Origin of the sequence: Pseudomonas sp. P20, assembly GCF_016463925.1 — a bacterium.
GTDB classification, from domain to species: domain Bacteria; phylum Pseudomonadota; class Gammaproteobacteria; order Pseudomonadales; family Pseudomonadaceae; genus Pseudomonas; species Pseudomonas aeruginosa.
Genome location: NZ_JAEMVM010000008.1, coordinates 367,576 through 387,796 on the forward strand (window position 1 = coordinate 367,576; position 20,221 = coordinate 387,796).

General features: G+C 67.2%; 21 protein-coding genes. 5 read left to right on the forward strand and 16 right to left on the reverse strand.

Going from position 1 to position 20,221, the window contains the following annotated elements; translation table 11 throughout:
* Window positions 1-100: 100 nt before the first annotated feature.
* Together tse1 and tsi1 are read right to left on the reverse strand one after the other, a co-directional pair.
* The gene (tse1, locus tag JHD77_RS12330; RefSeq protein ID WP_003088027.1) at window positions 101-565 is read right to left on the reverse strand and encodes a type VI secretion system effector peptidoglycanhydrolase Tse1; all 465 of its coding nucleotides are present in this window, start codon (window positions 563-565) and stop codon (window positions 101-103) included.
* 41 nt (window positions 566-606) lie between these two features.
* Window positions 607-1,125, reverse strand: coding sequence for a type IV secretion system immunity protein Tsi1 (gene tsi1, locus JHD77_RS12335; protein ID WP_017002534.1), 519 nt, complete (start codon window positions 1,123-1,125; stop codon window positions 607-609).
* 361 nt (window positions 1,126-1,486) lie between these two features.
* Between tsi1 and JHD77_RS12340 the strand changes: the two genes are divergently transcribed.
* Together JHD77_RS12340 and nfuA are read left to right on the forward strand one after the other, a co-directional pair.
* Window positions 1,487-3,775: a fatty acid cis/trans isomerase gene (locus JHD77_RS12340; RefSeq protein WP_003120231.1), complete on the forward strand. Its 2,289-nt coding sequence runs from the start codon at window positions 1,487-1,489 to the stop codon at window positions 3,773-3,775.
* A gap of 122 nt (window positions 3,776-3,897) precedes the next feature.
* Complete coding sequence (gene nfuA, locus JHD77_RS12345) at window positions 3,898-4,482, forward strand: Fe-S biogenesis protein NfuA (protein WP_003088034.1); 585 nt, start codon at window positions 3,898-3,900, stop codon at window positions 4,480-4,482.
* Window positions 4,483-4,540: 58 nt separating this feature from the next.
* Here the strand turns inward: nfuA and JHD77_RS12350 are convergent, their stop codons facing one another.
* Genes JHD77_RS12350 through JHD77_RS12360 form a run of 3 tightly spaced genes read right to left on the reverse strand, consistent with a single transcriptional unit; the run spans window position 4,541 to window position 6,984 of the window.
* Window positions 4,541-5,710 carry an MFS transporter gene (locus JHD77_RS12350; RefSeq protein ID WP_009876266.1) on the reverse strand — a complete coding sequence of 390 codons (1,170 nt, stop codon included), beginning with the start codon at window positions 5,708-5,710 and terminating at the stop codon, window positions 4,541-4,543.
* A gap of 4 nt (window positions 5,711-5,714) precedes the next feature.
* A complete protein-coding gene (locus tag JHD77_RS12355) occupies window positions 5,715-5,957 on the reverse strand; it encodes a DUF1272 domain-containing protein (RefSeq protein ID WP_003113606.1) in 243 nt (80 codons plus the stop codon).
* A 22-nt stretch (window positions 5,958-5,979) separates the two neighbouring features.
* A complete protein-coding gene (locus JHD77_RS12360) occupies window positions 5,980-6,984 on the reverse strand; it encodes a GlxA family transcriptional regulator (RefSeq protein ID WP_003113607.1) in 1,005 nt (334 codons plus the stop codon).
* Between the two features lie 249 nt (window positions 6,985-7,233).
* On the opposite strand from JHD77_RS12360, the gene JHD77_RS12365 reads away from it, so the two are divergent.
* Window positions 7,234-8,439, forward strand: a complete 1,206-nt coding sequence (locus JHD77_RS12365) for a GGDEF domain-containing protein (RefSeq protein ID WP_003098203.1) — start codon at window positions 7,234-7,236, stop codon at window positions 8,437-8,439.
* Window positions 8,440-8,487: 48 nt separating this feature from the next.
* Here JHD77_RS12365 and JHD77_RS12370 read toward each other — a convergent pair whose 3' ends face one another.
* Window positions 8,488-8,763 carry a hypothetical protein gene (locus JHD77_RS12370; protein WP_003098204.1) on the reverse strand — a complete coding sequence of 92 codons (276 nt, stop codon included), beginning with the start codon at window positions 8,761-8,763 and terminating at the stop codon, window positions 8,488-8,490.
* A gap of 284 nt (window positions 8,764-9,047) precedes the next feature.
* On the opposite strand from JHD77_RS12370, the gene JHD77_RS12375 reads away from it, so the two are divergent.
* The gene (locus JHD77_RS12375; RefSeq protein ID WP_003098205.1) at window positions 9,048-9,911 is read left to right on the forward strand and encodes a LysR family transcriptional regulator; all 864 of its coding nucleotides are present in this window, start codon (window positions 9,048-9,050) and stop codon (window positions 9,909-9,911) included.
* On the opposite strand, the gene JHD77_RS12380 is transcribed toward JHD77_RS12375, so the two are convergent.
* The 6 genes from JHD77_RS12380 to JHD77_RS12405 form a co-directional block, all read right to left on the reverse strand.
* Window positions 9,899-11,056, reverse strand: coding sequence for a CBS domain-containing protein (locus JHD77_RS12380; RefSeq protein WP_034022196.1), 1,158 nt, complete (start codon window positions 11,054-11,056; stop codon window positions 9,899-9,901). The genes JHD77_RS12375 and JHD77_RS12380 overlap by 13 nt on opposite strands.
* 91 nt (window positions 11,057-11,147) lie before the next feature.
* Entirely contained in the window at window positions 11,148-11,369 is a 222-nt protein-coding gene (locus tag JHD77_RS12385) for a hypothetical protein (protein WP_019726097.1), read from the reverse strand.
* Window positions 11,370-11,371: 2 nt separating this feature from the next.
* Window positions 11,372-12,814: a cytochrome-c oxidase, cbb3-type subunit I gene (gene ccoN, locus JHD77_RS12390; RefSeq protein WP_003144684.1), complete on the reverse strand. Its 1,443-nt coding sequence runs from the start codon at window positions 12,812-12,814 to the stop codon at window positions 11,372-11,374.
* 346 nt (window positions 12,815-13,160) lie between these two features.
* The gene (locus JHD77_RS12395; protein ID WP_019726098.1) at window positions 13,161-14,084 is read right to left on the reverse strand and encodes a DUF808 domain-containing protein; all 924 of its coding nucleotides are present in this window, start codon (window positions 14,082-14,084) and stop codon (window positions 13,161-13,163) included.
* A gap of 115 nt (window positions 14,085-14,199) precedes the next feature.
* Window positions 14,200-15,027 (reverse strand): aminoglycoside phosphotransferase family protein, encoded by an 828-nt coding sequence (locus tag JHD77_RS12400; protein ID WP_019726099.1) that lies wholly within the window; start codon window positions 15,025-15,027, stop codon window positions 14,200-14,202.
* An 8-nt stretch (window positions 15,028-15,035) separates the two neighbouring features.
* On the reverse strand, window positions 15,036-15,923 hold the full coding sequence (locus tag JHD77_RS12405) for a LysR family transcriptional regulator (protein WP_003098210.1): 888 nt from the start codon (window positions 15,921-15,923) through the stop codon (window positions 15,036-15,038).
* An 85-nt stretch (window positions 15,924-16,008) separates the two neighbouring features.
* Here JHD77_RS12405 and JHD77_RS12410 point away from each other — a divergent pair, with 85 nt between their 5' ends.
* Window positions 16,009-16,836: a class I SAM-dependent methyltransferase gene (locus JHD77_RS12410; protein ID WP_016263586.1), complete on the forward strand. Its 828-nt coding sequence runs from the start codon at window positions 16,009-16,011 to the stop codon at window positions 16,834-16,836.
* A gap of 21 nt (window positions 16,837-16,857) precedes the next feature.
* Here the strand turns inward: JHD77_RS12410 and modC are convergent, their stop codons facing one another.
* The 4 genes from modC to JHD77_RS12430 form a co-directional block, all read right to left on the reverse strand.
* A complete protein-coding gene (gene modC / locus JHD77_RS12415; RefSeq protein WP_003098212.1) occupies window positions 16,858-17,943 on the reverse strand; it encodes a molybdenum ABC transporter ATP-binding protein in 1,086 nt (361 codons plus the stop codon).
* 1 nt (window position 17,944) lies between these two features.
* On the reverse strand, window positions 17,945-18,631 hold the full coding sequence (gene modB, locus JHD77_RS12420; protein ID WP_003088068.1) for a molybdate ABC transporter permease subunit: 687 nt from the start codon (window positions 18,629-18,631) through the stop codon (window positions 17,945-17,947).
* 12 nt (window positions 18,632-18,643) lie between these two features.
* Entirely contained in the window at window positions 18,644-19,399 is a 756-nt protein-coding gene (gene modA, locus JHD77_RS12425) for a molybdate ABC transporter substrate-binding protein (protein ID WP_003117674.1), read from the reverse strand.
* Window positions 19,400-19,514: 115 nt separating this feature from the next.
* Window positions 19,515-20,165 carry a TetR/AcrR family transcriptional regulator gene (locus tag JHD77_RS12430; RefSeq protein WP_003098214.1) on the reverse strand — a complete coding sequence of 217 codons (651 nt, stop codon included), beginning with the start codon at window positions 20,163-20,165 and terminating at the stop codon, window positions 19,515-19,517.
* Window positions 20,166-20,221: the final 56 nt, after the last annotated feature.

The window sequence follows — 20,221 nt, forward strand, 5'->3', positions numbered from 1 at the left end:
AGTGCGCAGGCAGGCGGCGAAGGGACGGGCGAGTGGAGTCGGGATGCTCGTGGGGAATCGTGCTGCGAATGAGTCTGGCTCATTCGCAGCACGGCCTGAATCAACTGGCCCTGGGCAGGCTGCAACTGGCCAGGGAGTAGACGTAGTAGTTGAGGCGGTCGCGGTCGGTGCGATTCCACACCTGGCCGACCGACTTCAGGCCCTGGCTCTGGCCGACCGCGCCGGCGATGCTGCCGCACCAGCACATCGGGTACTTCTGCCGATACAGCGGACCGCTGATGACCACCGCGACGTGCCCGTAGGTGCGGCCCTTCAGGCCGGCGATCACCAGGAAGCCCTGGGCCGCCTTCTGCGCGGCCTCGGCGCCGGAGGCGAGCTTGGTCCAGCTCTGCTCCAGGCCGTCGACCATGGCGTTGGCGTTGCCGCGGGGCATCGGTACGCCCAGCTCGGCGGCCACCGACTGGACGAAGCCGGAACAGTTGTCCTTGTTCGGGGTGCCGGCCAGGTAGCTCTTGTCCCAGCTGTTCTTGCAGGCGTTGACGATGCATTGATCGAGACTGTCCATGTATCACCTATGCGTGTCGATAAGGGGCGCTCCGGCCCGGATCATTTCTTTGCGGTCTGGCAGAACGGCGCGAGGGAACGCGTCACGATCTTCGCGCAGCTGTCGACGGATTCGCCCGAGCATTTCTCTCCCAGGCGCAGCCCGTCCTTGTCCACCGCCCAGCGCTGGCCGGAGATGTCCTCGCGGTGCACCACCTTGCAGGTGGCGCTGTCGTAGGACACCAGCTCGGCGCTGGAGCCGCTGAATTCATGCATCAGCACGCGCCGGCCGTCCTGGCTCAGGAACACGCCGCCGCGCGACCAGATGCCGCCGTCCTCTATGCGGCAATCGTTGCCGCTGTCGCGGTCGGCCAGGTAGACCGGCGGTTCGGGAAAGGCATCGGGGTTGTCGTCGTTGGGATCCTCGTTGCTGAACATCACGCGGACGTGCTCGTCCTCGCCGCCGAACATGTTCGGCGAGCCGAACTGGGGCACGATTTCCAGCTGGGTGAAAGTACAGTCCGCCGCCTGGGCCGAAAGGCTCAGGAAGAGAGCGGCGAAGCTGCCGGCGAGCAGTTTCATGGGGCGGGTTCTCCGTTGGGCCGCCAGGGCGGCGAAAGGATGGACCAGGCCGCGCCGGGCGCGAACGGAAGCGCCGCCTGACGACAGCAGGCGGAAAGCGGCGAAGAGGGGACGTGGGGCGCACGCGAACCGGCGCGGATGGGGCGCGGCGAGTCGAAACATATCCCTGTTTCCTCGAAGTCATCGTCCTTGATCGCCAGGGCGGGCCTGGGAGCCCGGCTAGCATACGTGGCGGCCGAAGCCGGTGGAATGCTGGCGAAATGGCGGCTCATATCCGGGGCGCGTTCGCCCGCCGTTGTGAAAGTGCGGCGCAGAGAGGCGGGTTTGCTAGAATCGCCCGTCGCCGAGTGAGGAGTGGTTCATGTTGCCAAGACCGTTGGTTGGGTTGGCCTTCGTTTTGTCGTCTTTTATCCAGTCTGTTTCCGCTGCTGAAATTTCCTATAGCCGTGACGTCCAGCCGATCTTTACCGCCAAGTGCGTCGCCTGCCACGCCTGCTACGATTCGCCCTGCCAGCTCAACCTGAGCAGCGCCGAGGGCGCGCAGCGCGGCGCCAACCAACTGCCGGTCTACGACGGCACGCGGACCAAGGCGCAGGAAACCACCCGCCTGTACCTCGATGCGCACGGTGCCGACGCCTGGCGGCGCAAGGACTTCTGGTCGGTGCTCGAATCGCAGGACGGCCAGGCCGCACTGATGGCGCGGATGCTCGAGCTTGGCCACAGCCAGCCGTTGCAGCCGAATGCGAAGATCCCCGAAGGCCTGGACATTTCGATCAACCGCGCCAACCAGTGCCCGACGCCGGCCAGCATCGATGCGTTCATCCGCAAGAACCCAGGTTCCGGCATGCCTTTCGCGGTGGCCGGGCTGAGCGACGACGAATACGCCACCTTGCAGAAGTGGCTGGCCGCGGGCGCCCCGGTCGACCAGCAGCCGTTGCGGCCGACCGCCGCCGAGGCGCGCCAGGTGGCCAGCTGGGAGCGTTTCCTCAACCAGCCTGGGGCCAAGCAGAGCCTGGTCTCGCGCTGGCTCTACGAGCACCTGTTCCTGGCGCACCTGTATTTCCCGGAGCAGGGCGCGCCCGGCCACTTCTTCCAGCTGGTGCGTTCGCGCACGCCCAGCGGCCAGCCGATCGACCCGATCCCGACCCGGCGTCCCAACGACGATCCGGGCAACAGCTTCTATTACCGCCTCTGGCCGATCCAGGGCGTGATCGTACACAAGACGCACATCACCTATCCGCTGACGGCGAAGAAGCTGGAACGCGTCCAGGAGCTGTTCTTCGGCACCCAGTGGAACACCGACAAGGTTCCCGGCTACGGCGTGCAGAGCCGTGCCAACCCGTTCGCCACCTTCGCCGCGATCCCGCCACGGGCGCGCTACCAGTTCATGCTGGACAACGCCGAATACTTCACCCGTACCTTCATCCGCGGGCCGGTGTGCCGTGGACAGATCGCCACCGACGTGATCCGCGACAACTTCTGGGTGGTATTCCAGGACCCCGAGCAGGACCTGTTCGTCACCGACGCCAACTTCCGCGCGCAGAGCGAGCCGCTGCTGGCCTTGCCGGGGCAGATCGACGAGCTGAAGAACCTGCTCGGCCTGTGGAGCGCCTACCGGGACAAGCGCAACGAGTACGAAGACCTGCGCCAGGACGTCTACGCCGACGCGCCGCCGCCGACCTGGAACACGCTCTGGCACGGCAACGACAACGCCCTGCTGAGCATCTTCCGCCAGTTCGACAGCGCCTCGGTGCGCAAGGGCCTGCTTGGCGAGGTACCGCAGACCCTGTGGCTGATGGACTATCCGCTGTTCGAGCGAACCTACTACGGGCTGGTGGTGAACTTCGATGTCTTCGGCAACGTCTCGCACCAGGCGCAGACGCGGCTGTACTTCGACCTGATCCGCAACGGCGCCGAGCAGAACTTCCTCCGCCTGATGCCGGTCGACGCGCGCCAGCCGTTGCTCGACGACTGGTACCAGAACAGCGGCAAGCTGAAGATGTGGATGGACTACCAGGCCTTCGACGACGACACGCCGAGCGCGCTGGGATTGCCGGAGAAGCAGCCGAAGAAGGCCTTCGCCGAAGAACTGCTGCGTCGCTACGGCGACCTCAATGCGCGTCCCGACCCGATCAACCGCTGCCTGGACGGCAACTGCTATCGACCGGGCATCGACCGCGAACTGCAGGACGCCGAGCAGGCCTTCAGTCGCCTGGTGAGCCGGCCGGCGGCCGGCCTCAAGGTCATCGAGCGCTTCCCCGAGGCGACCATGCTGCGGATACGTACGTCCAGCGGCAAGCGCGAGGTCTATACCGTGCTGCGCAACCGCGCGCACAGCAATGTCGCCTTCATGCTCGGCGAGTCGCTGCGCTACCAGCCGGGCCTGGACACCCTGACGATCTACCCGGGCGTGCTGTCCAGCTACCCGAACTTCATGTTCGATCTGCCGGCGACGGATGCCGAGGCCTTCGTCGGCGCCCTGGAGGCGGCGAAGAGCGGCGAGGACTTCGACAAGGTGGTCGAACGCTGGGGCGTGCGCCGCAGCAATCCGCAGTTCTGGAGCTACTTCCACGATCTCGAGGCGTACATCCGCGAAACCGAGCCGGTCGAGGCGGGCGCACTGGACATGAACCGCTACGAGAACCTCTGAGTCTCGCGACCCGCTCCACAAGGGGCGGGTCGGTTATCGCGAATTATTCCTACTAATTTACTAGGGCTTTATCCGCAAGTACCGATTGGCGTAAACTGTCGGCATATTTGCGAGGAGTTGCCATGAGCGCCATCACCATTACCGAAGCTGCCCAAGCGTATCTGGCCGAGTTGCTGGAGAAGCAGAGCACCCCGGGTATCGGCATTCGTATCTTCATCACCCAGCCGGGTACCCAGTACGCGGAAACCTGCATCGCCTACTGCAAGCCGGGCGAGGAAAAGGTCGAGGACACCGCCATCGCCCTGAAGGACTTCACTGCCTGGATCGATGCGGTCAGCGAGCCCTTCCTCGAAGATGCGGTGGTGGACTACGCCACCGACCGCATGGGCGGCCAGTTGACCATCAAGGCGCCGAACGCCAAGGTGCCGATGGTCAACGAGGACAGCCCGATCACCGAACGCATCAACTACTACCTGCAGACCGAGATCAATCCCGGGCTGGCCAGCCACGGCGGACAGGTGAGCCTGGTCGACGTGGTCGAGGACAACATCGCCGTGTTGCGTTTCGGCGGCGGTTGCCAGGGCTGCGGGATGGTCGACATGACCCTCAAGGATGGCGTCGAGAAGACCCTGATCGAGCGTATTCCCGAACTGAAGGGCGTGCGTGACGTGACCGACCACAGCAACAAGGAGAACGCCTACTACTGAGGCGTTTCCGTAAAGCAGAAGAGGCGACCGCAAGGTCGCCTTTTTCGTTGCCGGCGTTTCAGCGCGACAGCGTCCGCGTTCGTCGTACCGGCCAGAGCAGTGCCAGCGCCACCAGCAGCGCCGGCCAGACCAGCAGGTTCACCGCGTTCCAGCCAAGGCTGGTGATCAGGGCGCCGGAGCCGAACGACATCAGCGCCGCCACCAGGCTGTTGCCTTGCTCCATCAATCCTTGCGCGGCGCCGCGCTCGCTTTCGGCGTGGCCCTCGCCGAGCAGGGTGGTGCCGGCGATGAGCATCAGGTTCCAGCCGCTGCCCAGGGCCAGCGAACTGAGCAGGAAATGCGTGACCGACTGCCCGTCCAGGGCGATGCCGGCACTTGCGGCGAGCAGGAACGCGCCGAGCAGGGCGACGCGACGGTTGCCGATGCGGTCGACCAGCGGTCCGGCGAAGAACGCCGGAAGGAACATTCCCAGCACGTGCCATTGGATGACCCGACTCGACTGTTCCAGCGGCAGGCCGCAGAAGCTCATGGCCAGCGGCGTGGCGTTCATGATCAGGATCATCAACCCGTGTCCGGCCGCGGTGCAGGCGATGGCCGCGCGGACCACCGGCCGCCGCAACAGGCCGCCTATGTCGCGCCAGGCGAGTCGTGCCGGGCGTGGCGCCTGGCCTTCGCGGAGCAGGGCCATCAGCAGCAGGCCGGCGAGGGCCAGCACGGCGATCAGCAGATAGGCGCCGACGAAGGGCTGGGCCAGCGCGTTGCGTGACCACAGCGCCAGGCTCGGCGCCAGCAGCGCGGCGAGTACTCCGCCGGCGAGCACGTAGGCGCTGGCGCGGCCTTTCCGCCCGGCATCCACCGCCTCCAGCGCGGCGAACCGGTAGTACATGGCCGAGGCCTGGTAGACCCCGATGCCCAGCGCGCCGAGACAGAACCAGAGGAAATCGCCAGTCCAGACACCGGCGGCGCAGACCAGGCCGCCGAGCACGCCGCCGCCGGCGCCGAGCATCAGCCCGGGACGTCGGCCGTGGCGCTGCATGAAGTGCGACAACGGCTGCACCGCCAGCAGGTTGCCCAGCACCAGCAGGGCCAGGGGCAGGGTGGCCAGGCTGTTCAACGGCGCCAGCTGGACGCCGACCAGGGCGGTCAGGGTTATGCCGATCAGCGAGCAGGACCAGTACAGGGCCTGGCCGCAGAACAGCAGGAGCAGGGTCGGGTTGCGTAGCAGCATGGCGTCACTCCGGACAACCGCCGGGCCTGACGACGCGTCGGCTGGAGGCGGGGTGACGGGCTAGCGCATCCCGCGGACGCCTTGGCCGGGCCAGCAGTTCGCCGCCGCAGTTCGGGCACTGGCCGCCCAGGCGGACCGTCGCGCAGTCGCGGCAGAAGGTGCACTCGAAGGTGCAGATCAGCGCGTCGCCGCTGTCGCCGGGCAGGTCGCGGTCGCAGCACTCGCAGTTGGGGCGCAGTTCCAGCATGGGAAGGTCCTCGGTGGGAGCGTCAGGCCAGCATGCCGAAGCGTTCGGCGTATTCCTGGGGGCTGACCGAAAGATGCTTGTGGAACGTCCGCCGGAGGTTTTCCGGATGGCCGAAGCCGCACAGCCGGGACACCGTGGCGATCGACGCCTGGGCGTCCTGCAGCAGGGCGCGCGCGGCCTCCAGGCGAACCCGCTCGACGTAGCGACCGGGCGCCACGCCCAGTTCCTGGAGAAATACCCGGGACAGCGTACGCGGGCTCATGCAGGCCTGGTCGGCGAGGGCTTCCAGGGACAGGTCGCCGGCGAGGTTGGCGGGAATCCACTCCAGCAGCGCGGCCAGACGCGGGGTGCGGCTCGGTTCCGGGGTCAGCCAGGCGCTGAACTGGGCCTGGCCGCCAGGACGCTTGAGGAACATCACCAGGCGTCGCGCGACGCTGAGCGCCAGGCTGCGGCCGAGGTCGGCCTCGACCAGCGCCAGGGCCAGGTCGATTCCCGCCGTGACGCCGGCCGAGGTGAAGATGTGGGCGTCGCCGTCGCGGCACCGCGGGTCGTAGGTGTGCAGGCGGTCGCCTTGCACATGGACGCCGGGAAACCCCTGGCGCAGCGTCGCCACGTCGGCCCAGTGGGTGGTCGCCGGGCGCCCGTCGAGAACCCCGGCGGCGGCCAGGATCAGCGCTCCCGAACACACCGAGCCGAGCCGCCGTATGCACGGTTCGGCGGCTTTCAGCCAGGCGAGCAGGTCGGCGTTGCGGGTCTGCGCCTCGACACCGAGGCCGCCGGGCACCAACAGGGTGTCCAGGCTTTCCGGCGGACAGTCGCGCCAGGCGAGGTCGGCGCAGATGCGGATGCCCGCGGAACTGGGCACCGCTTCGCTACGCTCGCCGAGCACCTGTATCCGGTAGAAAGGCGGCAGGCCCTGGCGCTGGCGTTCGACGTTGGCCGAGGCGAATACCTGCAGCGGTCCGGTCACGTCCAGGCTCATCACGTCGGGATAGATCAGGCAGGCAATCAGGCGCGGTTCGGGCATGGCACAACCTCATGGCGATGGCGGCAGTCTGGCGTCCTTCGGGCCTGGCCGCAATGCCAGTCGGCCCACGGATCTTGCCATTCGCTCGCCCGGGGCGTCCCGCTGCGCCGATGGTTGGTATCGCCTCGGCACGCCGCATGCCCTATTGTCTGGTAACGGGTGATGGCTTTTTGACTCATCGCTGCAGAGGCGCCAGGGTATTGTCGTCCAGGCCTGTTTCAGCGTTCGGTCCGAGGTAGGGGAGTCAGCATGCTTGCACGCGACAGCCTGGTACAGGCTGGTCTGCCGGATAATCCGTATGCGCGCCAGTTGCGCAACGGCTTTCGTTGGTTGCGGTTCGAAAAGGAGCTGGAAAACGAGTTTCGCGAGTTTCTCAGCTGGAACTCGCTGATGCAGCGGCGCGCTGCCATCGGGGTGGCGTTCCTGATCTGGGCACTGTTCATCGTGGCCGACTGGATGATGGTGGACATCCGCCTGCACCCCAGCCTGTTCGAGCAACTGCTGGGCGTGCGCCTGGGAATGATCGGCCTACTGCTGGTGGTCTGGCCGGCGGCCTTCCTGCCCAGCCTGCGCAAGGTCGGCGATGCCATCGCGCCCTACTGCCTGCTGCTGATCAACCTGGCGGTGCTGGCCTGCGACGTGCTGTTCGAGTGGCATGGGGTGCCGCGCTTCACCCAACTGGGCGCGACCCTGGGCATCCTCGCGGTGTTCTTCCCGCTCGGCCTGGCGTTCTGGGCCTGCGTGCGCCTGGCGTTGCTGTGCCTGGCCCTGAACCTGGCGGTATTCCTGCTTTTCGGCGGCGAAGAGAACCTGCGTACCAACCTGCTGAATACGCTCTACAACGGCCTGGTGGTCCTGATCTGTTCGTTCGCCCTGTACCTGCAGGACTACGCCCAGCGCGAGCAGTTCCTCGGCCGGCGGCTGCTGGGCATGATGGCCGAACAGGACAGCCTCACCGGCCTGGTCAACCGGCGCTACTACGAGCTGCTCGCCCAGCGGGCCCTGGAGCAGGGCGCCCGCGAAGAAAAGGGAGTGGCGCTGATCCTGGTGGATGTCGACGACTTCAAGGCCTACAACGACCACTACGGGCATCCGGCCGGCGATGCCGCCCTGCGCCAGCTTGGCGTCGTGCTCCGGCAGGGCGCGCGGCGGCCGCTGGATATCGCCGCGCGCCTGGGCGGGGAGGAGTTCGCCGTGTTGCTCTACGACAGCGAGGAGGGCAACACCCTGGCCATCGCCGAGCGCCTGCGGCAGGCGGTGGAGGCGCTGGGCATCGAGCACCTGGGCTCCAGCGCCGGCCCCTGCCTGACCATCAGCCTGGGGGTGGCCTATTCGACCTCCGGCATGGGCCTGGACGCGCTCTATCGCGAGGCCGACCGCGCGCTCTACGAGGCCAAGGATGCAGGGCGCAACGCGGTGCGCGTGGCGTTCCGGCAGCACGACCGCCTCGAATAGAGGAAACGAAAAAGGCGCCCATGGGCGCCTTTCGTCGTATGGAGCGGCTCAGCCTTGGCTGGGCATACTCCAGTCCTGCAGGTTGTAGCCGTTGTGGCTGAGTTCTTCGCGTGCCTGTTGCAGCAGGCCGGCAAGCTGCTCCGGATCGGAGTAGGCGGAGCTCGGAATGCGCGCACGGCCCAGCAGGCGGGTGCCGGTGCGATCGACTACGGACAGGCTCAGGCCGCCGTCACTGCCTAGCTCGGACCAGGCAACGCACTGGTATGGCTGGAAGGCGCGCCCGGTGATCAGCAAAGCCTCGTTGAAACGGAGCGTAGCGTTCATGGGAGTCGGTCTCTCTCGTTCATGTCTGTGTGGAACATGGGTGGCGCTTCCCGGCTCCACCGTGTTCGGTCACGCTAACTGATGCTTTCGAAAGCGAAAAAGTCACGGCGTGGCGCGTTTGTGCAACAGGTTGTCGCTTTTTCGAAGGGTTTTAGCGTGCCGAAGCGGCTAGGCGCGGTGTTTTGTCGCAGAACTCCAGGAGGGCGGCCAGGCCGCCTTGCGCTCGCCGCCCGCGCCTGCACAGCCTAGAATGGCGGCCCACCTGTGGCAGCGGACCGCTTCGCATGGATATCGACCTCGCCCGTACCTTCCTGGAGATCGCCCGCAGCGGTAGCTTCGTCGCTGCCGCGGAACGCCTGCACCTGACCCAGACCGCCGTCACCGCGCGCATCCAGAACCTCGAAGGGCAACTCGGCTGCCGGCTGTTCGTGCGCAACCGCGCGGGCGCGCGCCTGACCGCCGACGGCGAGCACTTCCTCGGCTACGCCAGCCAACTGGTGCAGACCTGGGATGCGGCGCGACGCGACCTGCCGCTGCCGGACGGCTTCCGCAACCTGCTCAACCTCGGCGGCGAGGTCAGCCTGTGCAATCCGCTGCTGCTGAACTGGATGCGGCGCCTGCGCGAGGCGATTCCCGGCCACGCCGTGCGGGTCGAGATCGGCCAGGGTGCCGACCTGCTCAAGCAACTGGAGCAGGGCGCGCTGGACGCCGCGCTGGTCTACCAGCCGGAATACTGGCCGGGGCTGCAGGTCGAGCAGTTGCTGGAGGAAAAGCTGGTGATGGTGCGTTCCGTGCTATCCGCGGAGCCTTATCTGTATGTCGACTGGGGCCCGGATTTCCGCAGCCAGCACGATGCCGCGCTGCCGGACCGGGCCAAGGCCGCGCTGGCCTGCAACCTCGGTCCGCTGGCCCTGCAGTACATCATGCAGAACGGCGGCAGCGGTTATTTCCGTACCCGGGTGGTGAGCAGTTACCTGGATGGCGGCACCCTGCAACGGGTCGAGCAGGCGCCGGAGTTCGCCTACCCGACCTACCTGGTGTACTCCCGCGAGCGCCTGTCGCCGACCCTGCGCCATGCGTTCCAGTTGCTGCGCGAAGTGGTCCGCGAGGACAGCGACTGGTCGCAGCGCTGGGACTACGTGATCTGATCGGCCTGGCCCAGGTGCTGCAGCCAGTTGCGGTAGAGCGCGGCGATCAGGTCGGTCTGGCTGACGATGCCGACCAGGTAGCCGGCCTCGTTGAGCACCGGCAGGCAGTGCAGGCCTTCGTCGGATAGCAGCGAGACCAGTTCGACGGCGTGGGTGTCGGCCTGTACGCAGACCACCGGGGTGGTCATGATCGTCTTCAGCTTGGTCCCGCGCAGGAAGCGCAGGCGCTTGAACGGGCTGCCGTCGGGGCGGAAGTGCTTGAGCAGGTCGCTCTGGGTGACGATGCCGGCCAGCCGCCGATGCTCGTCGAGCACCGGCAGGGCCTTCAGACGGTGTTCCTGCAACTGCTTCCAGGCGTCGTCGATGAAGGTCTCGGTGCTGGCGGTCTGCACGTCGCGGGACATGATCCGTGCCGCGGTCAGCTCGCCCATGCGCCGGCGCAAGGCGTAGCGCTCGGTATGGTGGATCAGTCGCTCGAGGTCGTCGCGGGTGATGTCGACGTATTCGCCGAAGTCTTGCAGCGCCTGGTCCAGGTCCCGGGCGGAGAAGTCCGTTCGCGCGCTCGGCGCCAGGTCGCGGGTGCCATGGAGATTGGCCCGCGGCGGCTGGTAGGGGCGCGGGTAGGGAGAGCGCATCAGGTTGTTGTAGAGCAGCGCGCAGCCGATCAGCACCAGGGTGGAGAGCAGGATCGGCCAGACCACGTCGATGCCGAGTTCGCTTAGGGACGGGTTGAGGGCCACGCTCAGGGCCAGCGCGCAACTCGGCGGATGCAGGCAGCGCAGGGCGAACATCAGCAGCATGCCGAGGGCCATGCCGACCAGGGCCGGGGCCAGATCGTGTCCGAACCAGTAGGCGCTGAGGCCGCCGGCCAGGGCGGCGACCAGGTTGCCGCCGAGCATCGACCAGGGTTGCGCCAGGGGGCTGGAGGCGAGGGCGAACAGTAGTACGGCGGATGCGCCGAGCGGCGCTGCCAGGCGCAGCGCCAGTTCGCTGCCGAACAACGCCTGGCAGGCTAATACCGCGGCGAGCGCGCCGATGCAGGCACCGAGTCCGGCGCGCAGGCAGTCGCGCGGTCGAGCGTTCAGGGTCAGGGGGCGGAAGCCTTTCAGCCAGGTGCGTACGGCGGTGCTGGGGGAGTCGTTCATGGAACTCTTCGAAGCGAAAGAAAGGGGCCGTTGCCGGCCCCGTAAGGCACTTTCGTGCTGGAGGCATCCATCCCTGGATGATGGAGTCGGTTCAGGCGAGGAACGGCGGGCCGGCGGCCTCGCGGGATTCCTTGAGGGGGCGGACCACCTGCCGGCAGATCTTGCCGGTATCCCGGGCGACCCGGCGGGCGGCCTCGGGATCGTCGGCGAACGGCAGCAGGGCGGCCTGTTCGCGTTCCTCGCGGGTACTGCCGGCGAGGCTGAGGGCGAGGCCGAGCGCCAGGGTGGAGAGGCACAGCAGGGACAACAGCATGTTCAGGCCCCCTGGCCGGCCGCCAGGACCGGCTGCCGCTGGTCCTGCGCGCTGCGCAGGGTCCGCCAGGTGTTGTAGGCCATCAGCAGCATGCCGCTGGCGAAGGTGGCGCCGCCGAGCAGGCGCACCACGTAGCCCGGATGGCTGGCCACCAGCGCCTCGACGAACGAGTAGGTGAGCGTGCCGTCCTCGTTGACCGCCCGCCACATCAGGCCCTGGGTGATGCCGTTGACCCACATCGAGGCGATGTACAGCACGGTGCCGATGGTGGCCAGCCAGAAGTGCGCGTTGATCAGGCCGACGCTGTGCATCCGCTCGCGGCCCCAGAGTTTCGGGATCATGTGGTAGAGCGTGCCGATGGAGATCATCGCCACCCAGCCGAGGGCGCCGGCGTGGACATGGCCGATGGTCCAGTCGGTGTAGTGGGACAGCGAGTTGACCGTCTTGATCGCCATCATCGGGCCTTCGAAGGTGGACATGCCGTAGAACGCCAGGGACACCACCAGGAAGCGCAGGATCGGGTCGTCGCGCAACTTATGCCAGGCCCCGGAGAGGGTCATCATGCCGTTGATCATGCCGCCCCAGCTCGGTGCCAGGAGGATCAGCGACATCACCATGCCGAGCGACTGCGCCCAGTCCGGTAGCGCGGTGTAGTGCAGGTGGTGCGGGCCGGCCCAGATGTAGATCGAGATGATCGCCCAGAAATGCACGATGGACAGGCGATAGGAGTAGATCGGTCGCCCAGCCTGCTTGGGCACGAAGTAGTACATCATGCCGAGGAAGCCGACCGAGAGGATGAAGCCGACCACGCTGTGCCCGTACCACCACTGGATCATCGCGTCGGTGGCGCCGGAATAGGCCGAGTAGGACTTGCCCAGGCTCACCGGCAGCAATGCGTGGTTCACCATATGGACCATCGCGGTGACGATGATGAAGGCGCCGTAGAACCAGTTGCCGACGTAGATGTGCTTCACCTTGCGACGGGCGATGGTGCCGAAGAACAGGTAGGCATAGACCACCCAGACGATCGCCATCCACAGCGCCAGCGGCCATTCCATCTCGGCGTATTCCTTGGAGGTGGTATAGCCCAGCGGGTAGCTGACGATCATCCCCACGATCGCCGCCTGCCAGCCCCAGAACACGAAGCGCGCCAGGGCATCGGAGATCAGCCGCACGCCGCTGGTGCGCTGCACCACGTAGAAGGAGGTGGCGAACAACGCGCTGCCGCCGAAGGCGAAGATCACCAGGCTGGTGTGGATCGGGCGGATGCGGCCGAAGCTGGTCCAGGGCAGGTCGAGGTTGAGCGCCGGCCAGACCAGTTGGGCGGCGATGAACACCCCGAGGCCCATGCCGAGGATGCCCCAGACCAGGGTCATCAGGGTGAACTGGCGGACGACGTCGTAGTTGTAGCCGTCCGGATCTTTTCTGCTATCCGTATCGTTCATGGTCGCTGGCACGCCGGGCCCCGGGGTCCGGCCGGCTGGCGAGCAGGCGCGACCCTCGGGTCCTCGTTGGGTTATCGGTATTTTTCTGGGTATCCCGTTGCCGGGTCGATGGAGTGCGGAGGTCGGATCTTCGTCTGGAAGGCTCGGAACAGACGGCTCATGGCACTGGTGGCCATTCTAGGAGGGGAGCTTTATTCGTCTCCAACGAATAATGTTGCTATTACAGTGCAAAATTATTGAATTGAAACGGAGGAGGACTTCCGGGGCAGGGCGCACAACCGCTTCGTGGGATGTGCGCCAGGGCGGCTATCCGCCCTCCGCGATGGCGCTGCCGGCGATGGCAGGCTCAGCCAGTCTTTTTCTTCTTCGGCAGCAGGCGCTTGACCAGCAGCACCCCCGCCAGGACCACCGCGCCGGCGACGATGCCGAACAGGAAGTTCAGCAGGGTCGGGGTGATCGCCGCCAGCAGCGGGCCCAGCGTGGCGATGCCGGCGACGCTCTGCGCGGCCTGTTCGATGGCGTGGTGGACCACCGGGATACCGTGGGTGAGGATGCCGCCGCCGACCATGAACATCGCCGCCATGCCGACCACCGACAGGCCTTTCATCAGGTATGGCGCGGTGCGCAGGATGGCGCCGCCGAGCCCTTGGGCAAAGCCGCTGTCGCGCCTGGACAGGTAGAGGCCGGCGTCGTCCAGCTTGACGATGCCGGCGACCAGGCCGTAGACGCCGATGGTCATCACCAGGGCGATGCCGACCAGCACCAGTACCTGGGTGGTGAAGCTGGACTCGGCGACGGTACCCAGGGTGATGGCGATGATTTCCGCGGAGAGGATGAAGTCGGTACGGATCGCGCCGCCGATCTTCTGCTTTTCCAGGGCGGCCATGTCGACATTGGCCGCCAGCGCTGCCTCGTCGGCGTGCTCGTCGTCATGGGGCAGGTATTTGTGGGCGATCTTCTCGAAGCCTTCGAAGCACAGGTAGGCGCCACCGAGCATCAGCAGCGGGATCACCGCCCAGGGCGCGAAGGCGCTGATCAACAGCGCGGCGGGGACGAGGATCGCCTTGTTCCGCAGCGAGCCCTTGGCTACCGCCCAGACCACCGGCAGTTCGCGGTCGGCGTTGACCCCGGTGACCTGCTGGGCGTTGAGGGCCAGGTCGTCGCCGAGGACACCGGCGGTCTTCTTCGCGGCGACCTTGGTCATCAGCGAGACGTCGTCGAGCACCGCGGCAATATCGTCGAGGAGGGTGAGGAGGCTGGCTCCGGCCATCTTGGGTTTCCTTACTGGGTGGTGGGCACCGCCATCTTGGCGGGGTGTGTATTTGACACCGGATCGCGGCGGCGGAACAGTGCCTCGCGTTGGAGCGCGGGAGCCGCCGCACAGTTCATTGCGCAGGCGTTCGAGCGAGGTTTGCCAGGGCCAGGCGGGCGATGGCCAGCTCGGCTTCGGTCTCCTCGCGGCTGCCGTCCTCGTCGAACCAGGCCGCCGAGAGTCCGGTCCAGGCCAGGATCCATTGCAGCAGGCGGCGGCGCTGCAGGCCGCTGGCGGCGATTACGATCTCCAGCTGGCGCTCGAAACGGCCGGGCGCCTGGGCGGTCTTCGCGTCGGGATTGGTGAACAGGTTGGCGTAGTCGTAGCCGCGCTCGCCGTAGAGCCGCTTGGGGTCGATGACTTGCCAGCCGCGCTCGCCGAAGTCGAGCACATTGCCGTGGTGGATGTCGCCATGCAGCGGGCGCTGTTCGCGAGCGGTCTCCAGCAGGTAGCGGGCGGCATTCGCGCAGTCGACGTAGAGCCCGCCGTAGCGGCGCTCGGCGGCATACAGCGAGTCGAACCAGCGCTCCAGCGGGGTCAGCTCTGGCAACGGATCCGGGCGCGGGGCATGGATGCGTTCGATGGCCTGGCAGAGGATACGCGTAGCCTCGTCGTCGTCGCCGCGCCTGACCATCTCCAGCAGCGAGCGCCCGCCGGTGGCACGCTCCATCAGCAGCGCCTGGTGGTCGTAGGCCAGCACCCTGGCCGCGCCCTGGCCGTCCCACCAGTTGAGCAGTACGTGGCCGAAACGCTCTTCTTCGGCACTGGATATCTTCAGCATCGCCGCTGCGCCGCGATGGCGCACCGGCAGCAGGCGGCTGCTGTGGGTGGCGAAGGGCTCGCCGTCGGGTTGCAACGCCCAGCGCTCGAGGTAGGGCGAGAAATCGAGGGATTCGTTCACGGTCGGTCTCAGGCGCCCAGGCGCTGCTGGATGAAGTCGAGGAAGCACTGGATGCGCAGCGCCAGTTGCGAGTTGCGATAGTAGACGGCGTGGATCGGTTGCCGGTATTCGCTCATCTGTTCGGCGAACAGCGGCACCAGGCGCCCATCCTGGATATCGCGGTCGGTCATGAAGCTGGCCAGGCAGGCGATGCCCTGGTGGCTCAGGGCCAGTTGGCGGAGCGTCTCGCCGCTGGAGGCAGAGATATCCGGCTGGATCTCCAGGCGATCGCCGTCGGCGTGCACCACCGGCCAGCGGTTGAGGTGCTCGGGCTGGGTGAAGCCGAGCAGGGTGTGCCCTCGCAGCCCCTCGATGCTCGCCGGCGTGCCGTGGCGGGCCAGGTACTCCGGGCTGGCGAGGATGTGCAGGCGGCTGGCGCCCAGCGGCCGCGCGTGCAGGGTGGAGTCGCTGAGCGCGCCGATGCGGATCGCCACGTCGGTGCGTTGCTCCAACAGGTCGATGATCAGGTCGTTGGTGTTGAGTTCGAGCTGGATGTCCGGGTACAGCCGGCGGAACTCGCCGATGTGCGGCACCACCGCGTGCAGCATGAAGGGCGAGGCGGCGTTGATCCGCAGGCGCCCGGCGGGGCTCTGCCGGCGCAGGGCCAGGCGTTCCTCGAGCGCCTCCATCTGCTGCAGGATCTGCCGTGCCTGGTCGAGGAAGTAGCGGCCTTCCTCGGTCAGCTCCATGCGCCGGGTGGTGCGGTTGAGCAGGGTGGTGCCGAGCTTGTGCTCGAGGCGCGAGAGGGTCCGGCTGACGGCCGAGGCGGTCAGTCCCATCTGTTCCGCGGCGGCGCTGATGGAACCGCTGTCGACTACACTGACGAAGCTTTGCAGTTCATCGGAGTTGGCTTTCATTCGTGACTCCAGGGCAATCATTGCCGAAGCATAGCGATGTTTTCGGCAAGGACTGAAGAGGCACGCGTGCCCGCAGGAGGTTTTCATGCCCGGCCACCGCATTACCCTCACCGGAGAAAAGCAGACGCTCCTGATCACTCTCTACGCCAAGGCGCTGGATAGCCGCCTGGACGATTCCATCCTCCATGACCGTTTCGCCGAGGAGGCGGTGCGGCAGATCGACTTCGACTTCTCCAGGGTCGCCCTCGGCAAGGGCAACGAACGGGCCCTGGCCATGCGCTCGCATTACTTCGACCAGGCCTGCCGCGAGTTCCTCGGCCGCCATCCCGAGGGGCAGGTGCTCAACCTCGGTTGCGGCCTGGACAGCCGTATCTACCGGGTCGACCCGCCGGCCGAGCTGCCTTGGTTCGACCTCGACTACCCGGAGGTCATGGACCTGCGCGAGCGACTCTACCCGCCGCGCGCCGGCGCCTATCGGGCGCTGCGCCACTCGGTGGACGACGACGGCTGGCTGCAAGAGGTGCCGCGCGAGCGGCCCGCCCTGGTCCTGGCCGAGGGGCTGATGCCTTACCTGCGGGAGTCCCAGGTGCGACGCCTGGTGGAACGCCTGGTCGACCACCTGGGTAGCGGCGAGCTGCTGTTCGACGGCTACGGCCGCCTCGGCATCATGCTGCTGCGCCTGTATCCGCCGCTGCGCGAGACCGGGGCGCAGGTGCATTGGAGCATCGACGACCCGCGCGAACTCGAGCGGTGGCATCCGGCCCTGCGCTTCATCGAGGAGGTCACCGACTATGACCCGCAGGACGTCGCCAAGCTGCCGCAGTCGTCGCGGCTGATGCTGCCGATCTACAACGGCTTCGCCTTCCTGCGGCGGATGGGCCGGCTGATCCGCTACCGTTGGCCCAGGGTCTAGGCGCCGCAGGCGAGGCCGGGGTCAGGCGAGCACCGCCACCGACTTGATCTGCGCCCACAACAGCTGGCCGGGTCGTAGTTGCAACTGGTCCCGCGAGTAGCGGGTGATCCGCGCCAGCAGCGGATTGCCGCCGGCATCCAGGCGCACCAGTACGTGGGCCGCGGTGTCGGTATCGACCAATTCCAGGACCCGTACCGGCAGGCGGTTGAGGATGCTGCTCTGGGCGTCGTCGCGCAGGTTCAGGCTGACGTCGCGCGCCTGTACCTTGAAGCGCAGGCGCTTGCCGGGGGCCAGCGGGGCGTGGGCGACGCGCATTTGCAGCGCGCTGCCGGGCAGGACCAGGGTCAGCAGGCCGTAGGCCGGGTCGTGGTCGCTGACCGTGCCCTCGATCACCACCCCGGCATCGTCGTCCAGCGCCAGCGGCAGGTCGACTCGCGCCAGGGTTTCGCCGATCGGCCCGCTGGCGCGGACCTTGCCGTTCTCCAGCAGCACCAGGTGATCGGCCAGGCGCGCCACTTCGTCTGGCGAGTGGCTGACATAGAGCACCGGGATGTCCAGTTCCTCGTGCAGGCGCTCGAGATAGGGCAGGATCTCGCCCTTGCGCTTCAGGTCGAGGGATGCCAGAGGCTCGTCCATCAGCAGCAGGCGCGGGCTGGTGAGGAGGGCCCGGGCGATGCCGACGCGTTGCTGCTCGCCGCCGGAGAGGCGTTCCGGCATGCGTTCCAGCAGGTGCTCGATGCCCAGCAGGGCGCAGGCCTGTTCCAGCTCGACGCGGCGTTCGGCGGCGGCGATGCGCTTGAGACCGAAGGCCAGGTTGCGCCGCACCGTCAGGTGGCGGAACAGGTTGGCATCCTGGAACACGTAGCCGAGGGCACGCCGGTGGGGCGCGACGAAGAGGTTGCGGCGGCTGTCCTGCCAGGTCTCGCCGTTGATCGTCACCTCGCCCTCGGCGGCCTTTTCCAGGCCGGCGATACAGCGCAGGCAAGTGCTCTTGCCGGAGCCTGAATGGCCGAACAGAGCGGTCACGCCACGACCGGGAAGAGCCAGGTCGATGTCCAGTTCGAAGCCGGGGTAGGCGCGGCGGAAGCGCAGGCGCAGGCCGTCCATCTCAGGCCCAGCCCGGCCGGCGGCGCCGGCCCGAATAGAGGGCGAGGAGGACGACGAAGGAGAACGCCACCATGCCGCCGGCCAGCCAGTGGGCCTGGGCGTATTCCATGGCTTCGACGTGATCGAATATCTGCACCGAGACCACGCGGGTTTTCTCCGGGATGTTGCCGCCGATCATCAGCACCACGCCGAACTCGCCGACGGTATGGGCGAAGCCGAGGATCGCGGCGGTGACGAAACCCGGCCGGGCCAGCGGCAGGACCACGCTGAAGAAACGGTCGACGGGGCTCGCGCGCAGGGTCGCGGCAGCCTCCAGCGGTTTCTCGCCGATCGCCTCGAAGGCGTTCTGCAACGGTTGCACGACGAAGGGCAGCGAGTAGAACACCGAGCCGACCACCAGACCGGCGAAGGTGAAGGGCAGGGTGCCGAGACCGAGGCTCTGGGTGAGCTGGCCGATGAAACCGTTGGGACCCATGCTGACCAGCAGGTAGAAGCCGATCACCGTCGGCGGCAGCACCAGCGGCAGGGCCACCACCGCGCCGATCGGCCCCTTCAGCCAGGAGCGGGTGCGCGCCAGCCACCAGGCGATGGGCGTGCCGATCAGCAGCAGGAGGAGGGTGGTGAGCGAAGCCAGCTCGATGGTCAGCCAGATGGCCGCCAGGTCCGTACTGTCGAGTGGCAACGCCATGCAGGTCCCGCCTTAGAGTTCGTAGCCGTAGGACTTGATCAGCGCGGCGGCCTTGGCGCCCTTCAGGTAGTCGACCAGGGCCTTGGCGGCGGCGTTGTCCTTGCCCTTGTTGAGGATGACCGCGTCCTGGCGGATCGGGTCGTGCAGCTCGGCGGGAACGATCCAGGCCGAGCCGGTTGCGACTTTACCATCCTTGTAGATCTGCGACAGGGCGACGAAGCCCAGTTCGGCGTTGCCGCTGGAAACGAACTGGTAGGCCTGGCTGATGTTCTGGCCTTCCACCAGCTTCGGCCCGAGCGTGGCGGCGAGGCCGAGCTTGTCCATCGCCTGGGTGGCGGCGAGGCCGTAGGGCGCGGTCTTCGGGTTGGCGATGGACAGGTGCCTGAAGCTGCCACTCTTCAGCACCTCACCCTTGGCGTCGACGTAGCCGGCCTTGGGCGACCAGAGTGCCAGGGTGCCGATGGCATAGGTGAAGCGCGAGCCGGGCACGATCTCGCCTTCCTGCTCCAGTTTCGCCGGAGTGCTGTCGTCGGCGGAGAGGAAAACCTGGAACGGCGCGCCGTTCTTGATCTGCGTATAGAACTGGCCGGTGGCGCCGTAGGCGGCGACCAGCCTGTGCCCGGTGTCTTTCTCGAATTCCTTGGCGATGGCCTGGATCGGCGCGGTGAAGTTGGCCGCGACGGCGACCTGCACCTCGTCGGCGCTGGCGGCCAGGGATACGGCGCTGGCGAGGAGGGCGAGCAATAGCTGGGGCAGGCGGGTGGTCATGGAGTGCTCCTGTGGGGGGCGAACGAAGTTGGCGGACGGGGCTGGCGCAAGCTTAGGGGTTCGCTATGGCTTTTGGAATATAGCGCTACGCGGAAATTGATCCGGCGCAAGTCGTTCAGCCGGCCAGCGCGCGGAAACGCCGACGCGGCGCGGCCTCGCCGGGGAGTGCCAGGCAGCCGGCGCAGACCAGGCGGACGATGTTTTCCGCCGCCTGCCGGTAGTCGCTTGCGTCCAGCCCGGCCTGGCCGGTGAGGCGCGCCAGTTGCCAGCCGCCAAGGGCATAGGACTCGGTCATCGCCCACAGGTTGAGCAGCAGGTGGTACGGATCCAGCGGCGCCAGCAGGCCTTCGTCGATCCACTGGCGGATGCGCTCGGCGTTGCGTTCCGCCTGGGCGTCGAGGCGTTCCAGCAGCGGCGCCGGCATGCGCGGCGCGCCGCGCATGATCTCGCAGGAGAAGACTCTGGCCGCGTGCGGCCGCTCGGCGCCGATGCGCATCTTGTTGTCGACGTAGGCGCGTAGCGCCTCGGCGGGCGGCTGGTCGCCGGCGAATGGCCGGGAGGCTTCCAGCAGGGGCTCGACGATGCTGTCCAGCACCGCCTCGTAGAGTTGCGCCTTGGAGCGGTAGTAATAGAGCACGTTGGCCTTCGCCACGCCGGCGCGCTCGGCGACGTCGCTGAGCCGGGCGGCGCTGAAGCCGCAGTCGGCGAAGACTTCGCAGGCGGCGTCGAGGATCAGTTGCAGGTTGCGTTGGCGGATCTTCTTCATCGGGACCGATACGGGGCAGGTTTCGTTGTTAATATTTTTATATAACGAACATCTTG

Coding starts and splice junctions, on each gene's coding strand:
- modB (WP_003088068.1), bottom strand. CDS start 18,631: ATGGCGTTGCCACTCGACAGTACGGACCTGGCGGCCATCTGGCTGACC.
- JHD77_RS12360 (WP_003113607.1), bottom strand. CDS start 6,984: ATGCCCGAACCGCGCCTGATTGCCTGCCTGATCTATCCCGACGTGATG.
- JHD77_RS12350 (WP_009876266.1), bottom strand. CDS start 5,710: ATGCTGCTACGCAACCCGACCCTGCTCCTGCTGTTCTGCGGCCAGGCC.
- JHD77_RS12405 (WP_003098210.1), bottom strand. CDS start 15,923: ATGAAAGCCAACTCCGATGAACTGCAAAGCTTCGTCAGTGTAGTCGAC.
- tsi1 (WP_017002534.1), bottom strand. CDS start 1,125: ATGAAACTGCTCGCCGGCAGCTTCGCCGCTCTCTTCCTGAGCCTTTCG.
- ccoN (WP_003144684.1), bottom strand. CDS start 12,814: ATGAACGATACGGATAGCAGAAAAGATCCGGACGGCTACAACTACGAC.
- JHD77_RS12380 (WP_034022196.1), bottom strand. CDS start 11,056: ATGAACGACTCCCCCAGCACCGCCGTACGCACCTGGCTGAAAGGCTTC.
- nfuA (WP_003088034.1), top strand. CDS start 3,898: ATGAGCGCCATCACCATTACCGAAGCTGCCCAAGCGTATCTGGCCGAG.
- tse1 (WP_003088027.1), bottom strand. CDS start 565: ATGGACAGTCTCGATCAATGCATCGTCAACGCCTGCAAGAACAGCTGG.
- JHD77_RS12430 (WP_003098214.1), bottom strand. CDS start 20,165: ATGAAGAAGATCCGCCAACGCAACCTGCAACTGATCCTCGACGCCGCC.
- modC (WP_003098212.1), bottom strand. CDS start 17,943: ATGGACGGCCTGCGCCTGCGCTTCCGCCGCGCCTACCCCGGCTTCGAA.
- JHD77_RS12410 (WP_016263586.1), top strand. CDS start 16,009: ATGCCCGGCCACCGCATTACCCTCACCGGAGAAAAGCAGACGCTCCTG.
- JHD77_RS12395 (WP_019726098.1), bottom strand. CDS start 14,084: ATGGCCGGAGCCAGCCTCCTCACCCTCCTCGACGATATTGCCGCGGTG.
- JHD77_RS12370 (WP_003098204.1), bottom strand. CDS start 8,763: ATGAACGCTACGCTCCGTTTCAACGAGGCTTTGCTGATCACCGGGCGC.
- JHD77_RS12340 (WP_003120231.1), top strand. CDS start 1,487: ATGTTGCCAAGACCGTTGGTTGGGTTGGCCTTCGTTTTGTCGTCTTTT.
- JHD77_RS12365 (WP_003098203.1), top strand. CDS start 7,234: ATGCTTGCACGCGACAGCCTGGTACAGGCTGGTCTGCCGGATAATCCG.
- JHD77_RS12375 (WP_003098205.1), top strand. CDS start 9,048: ATGGATATCGACCTCGCCCGTACCTTCCTGGAGATCGCCCGCAGCGGT.
- JHD77_RS12355 (WP_003113606.1), bottom strand. CDS start 5,957: ATGCTGGAACTGCGCCCCAACTGCGAGTGCTGCGACCGCGACCTGCCC.
- modA (WP_003117674.1), bottom strand. CDS start 19,399: ATGACCACCCGCCTGCCCCAGCTATTGCTCGCCCTCCTCGCCAGCGCC.
- JHD77_RS12385 (WP_019726097.1), bottom strand. CDS start 11,369: ATGCTGTTGTCCCTGCTGTGCCTCTCCACCCTGGCGCTCGGCCTCGCC.